This is a genomic window from Clostridium beijerinckii (assembly GCA_003129525.1).
In the GTDB taxonomy this organism is placed as follows: domain Bacteria; phylum Bacillota; class Clostridia; order Clostridiales; family Clostridiaceae; genus Clostridium; species Clostridium beijerinckii_D.
This window is the reverse complement of the sequence record CP029329.1, coordinates 2,177,961-2,190,410: the sequence shown is the minus strand read 5'-3', so window position 1 is coordinate 2,190,410 and position 12,450 is coordinate 2,177,961. Positions and strand designations below refer to the sequence as shown.

Annotated in this window: 11 protein-coding genes; 1 reads left to right on the top strand and 10 read right to left on the bottom strand. The window is 28.8% G+C overall.

The window, feature by feature from the left end; translation table 11 throughout:
• Positions 1-199 precede the first annotated feature (199 nt).
• The 10 genes from DIC82_09680 to DIC82_09635 all read right to left on the bottom strand — a co-directional run bounded on the left by DIC82_09680 (position 200) and on the right by DIC82_09635 (position 10,763).
• A complete protein-coding gene (locus DIC82_09680) occupies positions 200-1,228 on the bottom strand; it encodes an AI-2E family transporter (protein ID AWK51277.1) in 1,029 nt (342 codons plus the stop codon).
• Positions 1,209-1,709 carry a photosystem reaction center subunit H gene (locus tag DIC82_09675; protein AWK51276.1) on the bottom strand — a complete coding sequence of 167 codons (501 nt, stop codon included), beginning with the start codon at positions 1,707-1,709 and terminating at the stop codon, positions 1,209-1,211. Before DIC82_09675 ends, DIC82_09680 begins: the two co-directional genes overlap by 20 nt.
• A gap of 227 nt (positions 1,710-1,936) precedes the next feature.
• Positions 1,937-2,836 (bottom strand): transposase, encoded by a 900-nt coding sequence (locus tag DIC82_09670; GenBank protein AWK51275.1) that lies wholly within the window; start codon positions 2,834-2,836, stop codon positions 1,937-1,939.
• A gap of 457 nt (positions 2,837-3,293) precedes the next feature.
• A complete protein-coding gene (locus DIC82_09665) occupies positions 3,294-4,370 on the bottom strand; it encodes a tRNA 2-thiouridine(34) synthase MnmA (GenBank protein AWK51274.1) in 1,077 nt (358 codons plus the stop codon).
• A gap of 11 nt (positions 4,371-4,381) precedes the next feature.
• Entirely contained in the window at positions 4,382-4,819 is a 438-nt protein-coding gene (gene nifU / locus DIC82_09660; protein AWK51273.1) for a Fe-S cluster assembly scaffold protein NifU, read from the bottom strand.
• Position 4,820: 1 nt separating this feature from the next.
• Positions 4,821-6,002, bottom strand: coding sequence for a cysteine desulfurase NifS (gene nifS / locus DIC82_09655; protein ID AWK51272.1), 1,182 nt, complete (start codon positions 6,000-6,002; stop codon positions 4,821-4,823).
• A gap of 2 nt (positions 6,003-6,004) precedes the next feature.
• The gene (locus DIC82_09650; protein ID AWK51271.1) at positions 6,005-6,457 is read right to left on the bottom strand and encodes a transcriptional regulator; all 453 of its coding nucleotides are present in this window, start codon (positions 6,455-6,457) and stop codon (positions 6,005-6,007) included.
• A gap of 76 nt (positions 6,458-6,533) precedes the next feature.
• Positions 6,534-7,781, bottom strand: coding sequence for an AAA family ATPase (locus tag DIC82_09645; GenBank protein ID AWK51270.1), 1,248 nt, complete (start codon positions 7,779-7,781; stop codon positions 6,534-6,536).
• Positions 7,782-8,053: 272 nt separating this feature from the next.
• A complete protein-coding gene (locus DIC82_09640; protein AWK51269.1) occupies positions 8,054-9,346 on the bottom strand; it encodes a hypothetical protein in 1,293 nt (430 codons plus the stop codon).
• Positions 9,347-9,461: 115 nt separating this feature from the next.
• Complete coding sequence (locus DIC82_09635; GenBank protein ID AWK51268.1) at positions 9,462-10,763, bottom strand: hypothetical protein; 1,302 nt, start codon at positions 10,761-10,763, stop codon at positions 9,462-9,464.
• Positions 10,764-11,383: 620 nt separating this feature from the next.
• Here DIC82_09635 and DIC82_09630 point away from each other — a divergent pair.
• Positions 11,384-12,385 (top strand): cell wall-binding protein, encoded by a 1,002-nt coding sequence (locus DIC82_09630; protein ID AWK51267.1) that lies wholly within the window; start codon positions 11,384-11,386, stop codon positions 12,383-12,385.
• Positions 12,386-12,450: the final 65 nt, after the last annotated feature.

The following is a 12,450-nucleotide window of genomic DNA, read 5'->3' as shown; positions in this document are numbered from 1 at the left end:
AGAAGTTTTCACCAAATCCACTTCTTCTCTGAATACCTATAATAAATTTACTCATCCTATTCATCGCTTAATATTTTATTATTTAATCAAAATTATATTTCATATAGATAATTATGTCAATATACAACTTTATTTAGTGGAAAATTGAAAATGGAGAGTCAAGATTTTAACCTATATCAATTTTCCTTTCAACTCTCAACTAAAATAAGTAGTAATTTATGTCATCATATAAAACTTTTATTATAACAGCTATAGGAACTGCCAATATCATTCCTATAAACCCGCCAAAATTGTCTCCTGTAATCAATAAAATTATTATTACAAATGGATGCATATCTGTACTATCTCCTGTCATTTTAGGAGCTAAAATATCGCCTTCTACTTGTTGAATTACAAACATTCCAACAATCACCCAAAGTGCTTTTATAGGCGAATCCAAAAGTGCAACTATAACTGCTGGCACTGCACCAAAGATTGGTCCAAAATAAGGTATTATGTTTAATATTGCATTTAAAATAGAAATCCACAGAGGAAATTTGACTTTTAATGCCAATAGCAAAACAAAAGTCAAGGCTCCTATAACTCCTGATAGCATCAGTTGACTCGTTATGTATCTTGTTAGTACCCTATCTATATCTTTTAAAATTTGTTTAATTATTCCCCTCTTTTCTGTAGGCAATAATAACAAGCTTTTATTGTATATCTTATTTCCATCACAGAGAAAATAGTAAATCATAATTGGTATAATTGCAAATGAAATAATATTATCACTAAACTTAATTAAATTATCCACAGCACTTTCTGAAAAGTTTAGTAAAACGGTATTTCCTTTTTCTAAAATCTCATTATATATTACATTAATTGCTGGAATGTCATTTAAATTATATTTTAAAGCTACTTCTTCTAAAAAAATATTTATTTTATCAAATATATTACCAATATTAGCTATCTCATTGAATAAAGCAGGGACTATAACTATTATACATGTGCCAACAATTCCTACGATTATAGATATAACTATTATAGAAGCCATTTTCTTGCTAATCTTAAATTTTAGTTCTAATGTATCTCTAATGGGATTTAAAGTATACGCTAAAATAAAGGACATAACAATGATATTTACTATTGTGTTTATTGAATGATTAAAAAAGTAAGATAATATTAAAGCTGCAACACATAATAAAATTAATATGGATAATATTAACTTTTTATGCTTTCTTAATTGCATTATATTGCTCCATATTATGCGGCATTGATTTAAATGAAATGCCTTCATTTCCTGTATATAATATATACCTTTCTCCAAGTATACACCTATTTAAAAGAATAATTTGCTTACCTTTTATCATTTTATCTATTAATCCCGAACTTATCACAATAGCTTTTATTGAATAATCTTGTATATCTATTATTATATCTTCCAAAACTCCTTTTATATTGCTTAGAGTATCAATTATTTCCATATATTTAATTTCTTTAAATGTTAACCCTTCTCCTTTTCTTATAGAGTTTATTATTATATCTTCACCTATCTCTATAATATCTTCCATATCAACATAATTTTTTTTAGAAAACAAAGTACTATTAGATACTTTAAAGCCCACAACTTTTCCCAGATAAAAATCTATATATAAATCTTCTATAATTCCAATTTTTTTACCTTTAATATTATAAACTTTTTTGAAGTAAAAATCCCTAGTCTTAAACATTTTCTCCCTCCAGTGCATCAATATAGGTAATTTTGTTATCCATATCTTACCCACCAAAAAAGAAAATTATGCGTGTATCTCGCCGAAATAAAGGAAGTCCGTGGCAGAGGATTGCTAATGCAATTGAATTTTCCGAGACAAAAAAATTTAGACTAGTCACTTAATTTTGTAACTAGTCCTTAAACCTTATATAATCTTTATTCTATTCTCTTTAATTTATTGTATATCTAAAAATACTTTTTTAAATCCTCAATAGATTCCATATCAAATATTTCTACACCTATACTTTCTATAGTTTCTAGTGGTAAAAGTTTTATTTTCTTTTTGTATTCCTCTGGGAGTATTTTAAATTTCTTTGATAGCTGCTTAATCAAAAGTTCTGATTTTCCTTGTTCTATTCCTTCTTTTATCCCTTCTTTTTTAGCACCATTCAATCTATTTTGTTCATCCATAATAGCTAGTTCTCTTAAGTCAATTAATCTTCTTAATTCTTCATCTGAACTTATATCATACAATGTGTCCATTGCTTCTTTTATTTCACCATCAGTTTTCGCCATATCTTGAATCTCCTCTCCACTTGGATTTGCTAAAAAAGTTAACCATTTATGAAGTTTATCATTATAGTCTTTATGTGTTATATTAAATTTAGGTAATTCAATAAAGATAATTTCGCATAAATCAGATAACATTTTTTTCGTTTTTTTATTGTGATAAAGATAATTATTTATAAAATTATCTTCCTCTAAATAATTGAAATTTAAAATGTTTATGGTAATCGTTCTACTCAAAGCAGAATAATCTTCACCTTTTTTCAACTGGCTTAATATCATTTTTGATAAGTAAAATATAGTTCTCTTTATCATATTATACTGATTTATAAGCTGAATTTCCACATTAATATTTATTTGTGTTTCAGTGACTACATGTAGATCTAATATGCTTAATTTCTCACTAGTTAAAAGCGTCACATCAAGTTGTTTTTCCTCAAAAGATACATCTTTTATTTTATCTAATCCATCGAGTTCAAGTACTGCATTTAAAAAATTAATTAAGATACTTTTGTTCTTTTTCATCCCAAATAATTTTTGAAATACCAAGTCATTTTTAGGATCTAATAATTTAATCATTTAGCACCTCATTATAATTTGTAGTTTTCATTTTAATTAACATTTACTATATTATAATGATTGCCAAAACTAATTGTTTTATACGCACATTTGTTCTAGATATATTACTTATACAATAGGTGAGTTTAAATAGTTCTAATCCCTGCCTATGAATTAAAATATGGGTTAATGCTGCAGATACAAAAGCAAATTCAAACTAATAAAATATGTTAGGGAAAAACTTGGGTGTTAAGAAATTAAATAAGGTTTTGATCAATAATGGTTGATGAAATTACTCCGTAATTTCTTTAACTTTTTATTTTTTATACTTTCCTCGTATTTGAAAATACGAAACCAGTTATACAATAAAAAGGACTATATAAAAATAAATTTCAAATTTATTTTTATATAGTCCTTAATTGTCAATTATAAGTACTCAATTCTCACTTATTAATAATTAAACATTGAACATTGATTATTAAATTACTGTTTCAATTATTCCGCCACCAACTACTACTTCATTATCATAAAATACAACTGATTGGCCTTTAGTCATTGCTCTTTGTTTTTCTTTAAAAGAAACTTTAACTCTACCATTTGGTAGTGGTGTCAAAGTTGCTTCTGCTGGTTTTGCAGAATATCTTATTTTAGCTTGCACTTCTATTTCTTTTTCTAACTTATCAAACGAAATGAAATTAAGTTCTGTTGCAATTAGATCTGTTTTAAATATATCATCTTCAGAACCTAAGACAACTTCATTAGTTTTAGCATTTATACTTGTTACGAAAACTGGCCTTCCAAGAGAAAGTCCAAGTCCTTTTCTTTGTCCTATGGTATAATATACAATTCCTTTATGTTTTCCAAGTACGTTACCACTTTTATCAACAAAGTTACCAGTCTTAACCCTACCTGGTTTTGCTTCTGAAATAAATCTTCCATGATTATTATCTGGAATAAAGCAAATTTCTTCACTATCCTTTTTGTTATGAACAGCTAAGCCAATTTCTTTTGCTATTTCTCTTATTTTTGTTTTTTCATAGTCTCCACAAGGCATTAATGTATGTTCCAATTGATCTTGGGTAAAATTATATAGTGCATATGTTTGATCCTTACTATCATCATCAGATCGGATTAAAAGATATCTTCCATCACGTTCTTCAATTTTAGCATAATGACCTGTAGCTACATAATCTGCTCCTATTCCTCTTGCACGTCTCAAAAGTTCATCAAATTTCAAATGTTTATTACATTCAATACAAGGATTAGGTGTTTTTCCATCTATGTATTCTTGAACGAAAGGCTCTATGACCTTTTCCTTAAAATAATCTCTAAAATTTAAAACATAAAAAGGTATATCAAGTTTGTCACATACGCGTCTTGCATCCTCAACAGCAGAAAGGGAGCAGCAGCCCCCTTCTTTTTCTTCAAATTCATCATCATGTTGCCAAATTTGCATTGTAGCACCAATGACTTCATATCCCTGCTGTTTCAATAAATATGCAGCAACAGAACTATCTACACCACCACTCATACCTATTAAAACTTTTTTCTTCATAAATTCACCTATTACTCTTCCCCATGAACAGCAGCATGTAACTCTTCATCACTATGCTCTTCCATTGGTATTACTTCTAATCCATTGTTTGATCTATAATCGTTTATAGCCTTATGAATTGCTTCTTCTGCAAGTACTGAGCAATGCATTTTTACTGGTGGAAGTCCATCTAATGCTTCTGCAACAGCTTTATTAGTTAAATCCCAAGCTTCATCTAAAGTTTTTCCTTTAATTAATTCAGTTGCCATTGATGAGGATGCAATAGCTGATCCACATCCAAAAGTTTTAAATTTAACATCTTTTATAATATTATCTTCAACCTTAAGGTAGATTTTCATTATATCTCCACACTTAGCGTTTCCAACTTCACCTACACCATTTGCATCCTCTATTTCTCCAACATTTCTTGGATTTTGGAAATGTTCCATTACCTTTTCACTATATATCATATTATTTTTCCCCTTTCTTTAAAAAGTCATCCCATAATGGTGACATATTTCTTAATCTTTCAATAATCGGTGGTACAACTTCAAGAACATAATCTACATCTTCTTCTGTTGATCCATCTCCCATTGTAAGTCTTAATGATCCATGAGCTATTTCATGAGGAAGCCCAATTGCTAGTAATACATGTGATGGGTCTAATGATCCTGATGTACAAGCACTACCGCTTGAAGCACAAACCCCTTTGAAATCTAGTGATAAAAGAATTGATTCCCCTTCTATAAATCTGAAACATATATTAACATTTCCAGGTAATCTTTTATCTCCCTTTGGTCCATTTAATCTAGTATATGGAATTTCTAAAAGTCCATCCATTAATTTGTCTCTAAGTATAATCATTTCCTTCATGTGTTCTTCTAAATTATTAGTTGCAAGCTCTAGTGCTTTACCAATTCCTACAATAGCTGCAATATTTTCTGTACCAGCTCTTCTATTTTTTTCTTGAGCTCCACCATGAATTAAGTTATCAATCTTAATTCCCTTCTTAATATATAGAACACCTATACCTTTTGGACCATAAACCTTATGACCTGCAAGTGATAACATATCTATATTCATTTCTTTAACATCTACTGGAATATTTCCAACTGCTTGAACTGCATCTGTATGGAAGAAAACTTTCTTTTCTCTACAAATTTCTCCAATTTCTTTTATTGGTTGGATTGTTCCTATTTCATTGTTAGCAAACATAATACTTACTAAAATTGTTTTATCAGTAATAGCGTTCTTTAAATCCTCTAATCTAATAAAACCTTCTTCATCAACATCTAAATATGTAACATCAAAGCCATTTTTTTCTAAGTATGCACAAGTATGAAGAACTGCATGATGTTCTACTTTAGTAGTTATTATATGATTCCCTTTGTTTTTATGAGCTGATGCAATACCTTTTATTGCCCAGTTGTCAGCTTCTGATCCACCACCTGTAAAATATACTTCATCAGGTAAGCAGTTTAATGATTTTGCTACTTGCTCTCTAGCCTTATCTATAGCCATTTTTGTTATTCTTGATATTCCGTAAAATGAAGATGGGTTACCAAACTTTTCAGTAAAGTAAGGAAGCATTTCTTCTAGAACTTCTGGCTTAACATAAGTTGTAGCTGAATAGTCCATATATACATTTTTCATAATTATTCACTCCTGTCTGCAATGTTTATACCATTTTTTTTATTCTTCATGATTTCATGATCATCTATTATATTTTGTAAGGTAATTGAATTCATAACACTATCTATACTATTTTTTATTTTTTCCCATACAACTTTAGTTGCACAGCAATCTGAACTATCACATTCAACTCCATCAATACAATCTGCTATCTCAATAGGGCCTTCTAAAATAGTCATTATATCTCCAACAGTTATTTCATTTGGAGGTTTGCATAAAACATATCCACCTTGGGCTCCTCTTATACTTCTTATAATATTAGCCCGTCTAAGGGGACTAAATAATTGTTCTAAATAATATTCCGAAAGATTTTCTCTTTTAGATATACTTTTAATTGAAACTGGGGCACCGCCATAACTAGCTGCTAAATCAACCATGGCTCTAACTCCATATCTTCCTTTTGTTGAAAGTTTCATTTTTTCACCCCTTTTAATGTTGAATCTTATTTTCGTTTATATCTTATCAAAATACTCGGCTTTTGTCAAATAATAATTATTGTTTTTTAATTTTTTCCCAATAATTCTTTAAACTATCTTCATATTTATTATTTTGTTCATTATAATATATTTTCCCATCTAATTCTTTTGGTAAATAATCTTGCTCTACATAATGATTATTGTAATTATGTGGATATTTATATCCTCCAACACCAAGACTTGCAGACCCCGAATAATGTGCATCTTTTAAATGCATAGGAACATCACCAAAATTAATATTTTCCAAATCATTCATTGCAGACTCAATAGCCAAACAAGCGCTATTAGATTTAGGAAGCGTTGCTAAATAAATTACTATTTCCGAAAGAATTATTCTTGCTTCTGGCAATCCCACCTTTAAAACAAGTTCTATACCAGAATTAACAACTGATAATGCATTTGGAAATGCAAGACCTATATCCTCAGCTGCAATAACAGATATTCTCCTAACTATAGCAGTTAAGTTTCCGCCTTTAATTAATCTAGCTAAATAATGAATCGCAGCATTTGGGTCACTTCCCCTAATACTCTTTTGAAGTGCACTTAATAAATTATAAAATTCATCCCCATTATTATCAGCTCTCATACTAGACTGACCTAAACTCTCTATATACTCACTAGAAATCACTCTAACATTCTTAACTTGAGAATTTATAGCTAATTCCAAAATATTATATGCTTTTCTATAATCTCCTTGAGAAATTTCTCCAATATAGTTCAGTGCATCTTTAGAATACTTAACTTCTACCCCTTCAGATATCAGTCTTTTTAATGACTTTTCTAGTCCAACTATAATATCAGATGTACTTAACGGCTTAAAAGAAAATATATTGCATCTACTTATTATAGCTTTATGTATAACAAAGTACGGATTTTCAGTAGTACTTGCAATTAAAGTTATTCTTCCGTCTTCTATAAATTCCAATAATGATTGTTGTTGCTTCTTATTAAAATGCTGAAGTTCATCTATATATAGAACTACCCCATTATAATTCAATAAATTATCCATATTATTAGTTATATCTTGAATATCTTTTACAGATGCTATTGTCGCATTCAACTTATAAAATTTCTTATCTACGTAATTAGCCATTATGTTAGCTAAAGTAGTCTTTCCAGTTCCAGGTGGACCATAAAATATACAATTACATATATTTTTGCTTTTTATCAAATTATATAATGGCTTTCCTTCACTTAATATCTGTTGTTGCCCTGCAAAATCTTCTAAATCACTAGGTCTCATTAAATCTGCTAATGGTCTCATTTTTTTCCACCCCTTTATGCCATTATATATTGTTTCAATTTATAATATAAACTTTGTACTACATTTCATAAAAAATAATGTGTAAATTTAATTTCCATAATGCAAAAATTAAGTTTACGCCACGTAATATTATATCAGATATAATAAAATAAAAAAGTAGCAAGAATGTAAAATATTCTTGCTACTTTGCATAAATCATTTAATTAACTAAATTATTCATTTAGTTGAGTGCTTGTACTTATTAAATAAATATTATTCTAAGAATTAGTTAATTACTTAGTAACTTTCACTTTAAAATATTCAGTTCCACAGTATATTGTATAAGTTCCTGTAGTAGTATCTCCTAAGCTAACTAAACCAGCTATATTTTCATCTACTGTTGAATTTATATCATATATAGTTATAGTTTTTAAGTCTGTTCCAGTTCTTTGTATTTTTGTTACAGTTTCCGATAACTTACCATATGAAACACTAACTTCTGGATTAGTTCCATTACACTTTGCGATAATTCTATCTTTTAAAGCTTTTCTAAAGTTATCATATGTTAATGTACCATCACTTATTTTTTCAGCTATTACAGATGTTTTTAAACTTCCATCAGCCTTGAAATAAGTAGACTCTACACCATTAGCAAGATATTCTTTAAATGAACCCCCATTTACATCTAACATTTCAGAATTTGTATTCATAATTTCTTCTGCTTTAGCTAATCTCGCCTCTATTAAAACTGAATCTTGACCTTTAGCAGTATTAAATATTTTTTCTAGCGATTCTAATCTTGAATCCAAAAGTGTTACAACTATAGGATTTCCAGTAGTATTTACACTAATCTCTTTAGCTAATGTAGGATGATTTTCCAAAATACTAGCTATTTTCTTAGAAAAGATACTTGAAACAAGAGGTGTTATGTCGTTTGCATCACTACCGTTATTATGTGATCCACCACCGCCACCAGATGAACTTCCACCTGTGCTTGGTGTTGGTGTTGGTGTTGCTGGCTTGCTTGGTGTTGCTGCAGTTCCACCAGATGTAAATGCTACAGTAGGAGTTGGTATTTTATCTCCTATAGCTTCTCCACTTGCTGCAAAAGTATAAGTTACTCCGCCAATAGTAACAGCTCCTGTTGCCATTGCTCCACTTGGTGCAAGATAGTATACTTTTCCATCAACTTCAACTACACCTGTTTGCATTGCACCTGATGCTGCTGTGAAGTACCATGTACCTCCATCATTTACCCAGCCTGTTTGCATTGCTCCCGATGCTGCTGCATAGTACCATGTACCTTTATCATTTATCCAACCTGTTTTCATTGCGCCTGATGGTTGCATAAAGTACCATGTTCCATTATCATTAGCCCATCCTGTTTTCATATATCCGTTTGAACCAAAATAATACCAACTACCATCTATAGATTCCCAGCCAGTAGACCATGAATTTCCTTTTGTATTCCACCATCCATTAGAATCTTGTTTCCATGCAGCTGATGCGCCAATTGGAGAAATAGTTGCTATTGTCATAGCTACTAATGCTACTGCAATTAATTTTTTTAATTTAAAATTTTTCATTATTATATTACCCTCCTAAAATTCTTTTGATATTTAAAATATTATATTATTTATAAAAATTAAATTTTAAAAAATAATTTTATAAATAATTAATGTTTATCATTTTTAATATGCCTTACTTATTTGATTTTTTAATTGTAGGCATGAACATAAATAATCCTATAATAAATGTTACAATTCCATAGGTTGATAAAATTATTAAAAAATGCTTCATTGTATAAGAAATCACATCTTTCAAATAAACTATATTTATATTAAGTTTCTCATAAACCTTTAACGCATAAGCACCAAAGAATATTGCAAATAAAATTAATCCTGCTAATAAAAACGCATTTCTTACATATCTTATTCCAGAAATCATATCTTTGCTGTTTATCTTTATTAATATTGCTATAAGTACAATAGGTAATATCATAAACATCCAAAACATTTTATAAATGATTGATGTAACTTGTGTTAATTGTTTGAATTTACCTGATTCTAATATATTATTTACGTTTATTTTTTCAATTTCCTTTTCAATATTGCTTCCAGCTTCATCTAGCAATTTATTCAATACGCTATCTAATTGACTTTTAACACTTTTATCCGCCTGCTTCTCATTTATAGTGTTTTCTGTTTGACCATTTGATGATGCTTCACCGCTAAAATTTTTAGTAGTGTTATCACTACCTTGTTTAGTAGAAACACCACTATTATCAGAGCTTTCTGATGTAGATTGGTTTCCTTCTGCATCTGAATTCTCATCAATCGTTATACCATAACCAGCCAAAATCCTTAAAGCTTGTTCTTCTGTTATTCCCTTTTCAGTTGCCTTTTTAATTGCTTGTTCTTCTGTTAATCCTTTTTGCTTCAATAGATCTCTTACTTTAGCTTCTGCCTCACTTTGAGTCATTATTTTTTCTACTTTCGCAGAGGATTGTCCAATTTTTGATTGTTCTTTATAAGCTATCATATTATTATATTTCAACTCATTTTCCTTACATACTGTATTTTCAATTTGTAAGTTACCATTAAAAGATAAATCATTTTTAGTTGGTTTTATAACATTCCTCATAATATCTTTAACTCTTTGCTTATATAGTTCTACATCTATAGGTTTAATATTATTTTCCCCAGTTTCCAAATATTGAATGAAGCCAGAAATCACATTATCAGCTTCTCTTTTTATATCATCTTCTGTTATTATTAATTCCTTAATGTCATAATTAATATTTTTATCACTCAATAATGCATCTATTTTATTATATACCGATTCTTTAACTTGATTATAAATATTATTTTCATTAAGTATGTTTATATAGGTATTTTCATTTAAAACAACTACTTTAAAAAATATAGATAATACTGAGAGCATAATACTAAACATTAATAATATTTCAACAATAAGACTAATGCTCTTTTTTGTTTTATTCATGCTGATATATTAATTCCTCCTTGTGTTTGTGAAAATTCTTATAACTATTAATTCAAACTAATAAGCCTGCTTGGTTTTCACCTTTGTTATATTGGTTTGCAATTTCCCCCATTGATAATAATTTTTTTATTTTTATTTTATCCCCTTTCAATTTATACAGATATAGTATTTGTTAAAAATCATATATTAAAATATATAATCCCTTCTATTATAAATTTATACTCAACATACTTATTTTATAGTATTTTACATACAATTACAATTTTTTTTACATTTTATTCTTTAATTTGCATACCCTCATAATATTAAAAAATATATATTTAATAATTCCACCTCAAAATCTATTAATATTTTAAATTTATTGAATATAGTTACTTCTATTTATTGTTAAGTATTCCATTTTCCATAGTTATTTTTATAATTACTTTGAAATTTACCCACTATAATGGTAAATTATATATAGTAGTCCAAATTTTATGTAAATAAAATTTAAAAACTAATAATAATGACATTAAAAATAATAACAGTTTATTCTAATATTTAATGATACATATAATATGCATCTTTTAACTGCTATTTTCTTTAATGTACTTAAATACAATATTATGAGGAGTGTAAAAATGAAAAATTTTAAACTTAAAAAATTGTTAGCTTTAATGACAGTAACACTTATGACTGCAGTAGCTATACTTCCAGTTAAAGCTTCAGCAGCTTGGAAACAATCAGATATCGGCAATTGGAGCTATACTGAAGGAAATACATCTGTTTCAGGTTGGAAATCAATTGATGGAAAGTGGTATTTCTTTGATTCTAATGCAACAATGAAAACAGGTTGGTTCTTAGATGGAGGTTCTTGGTATTACACTACTACATCAGGAGAGATGAAAACTGGTTGGATTAATGATGGAGGTAAATGGTACTATACAGCTTCATCAGGAGCTATGCAAACTGGTTGGCTATCTAACAACGGTGCTTGGTATTACTTAAATACATCAGGTGATATGAAAACTGGATTAGTTGAAATAAATAATAAAACTTATTATTTAAGTGAATCTGGAGCAATGAAAACTGGGAATGTAACAGTTAACGGTGTAAATTATTCATTTGCTGCAAATGGCGAAAAAGTAAATCAAATTGAATCAAAACCAGCAACTACTACAGCTTCAAAACCAGTTGCAACTGATCCAACTACATCAGGAGGTTCAGGTGGTTCAGGTGGTTCAGGTGGCGGTTCTGGTCCAAGTGTTCCTGACACTAATACATCTAGCCCTTTATATAAAAGTTTATATGGAACTTGGAAAATCGGAAGTCATATTCCTTCAAATGTAGAAACAATATTCGATTCTTTTATTGGAGAAAAAGTGACTATTAAAAGTAAAAGCATTAGTTTATCTTTAGGCACTAATACTAAGACTATTTCTAATCCTACTATTAAAGAAGGAACTATGACTTCTTTAGAGTTTTCTAACACATACAGCGTAGATGTCTCTGGTGATACAGTTAAATATGTTCGTATAATCCAAACTGAGAAACCTGACAATTATGTAACTATTTTTACTACAAATGATGGAACTGTATATACTTTAGTAGTAGGAGAACTTTTTAAATTAGAAAAACAATAATAACTTAATTTAATATGTTGTGCTAGTAAAAAAACATAAAACCAGAAATAAGGGACATGCATTTG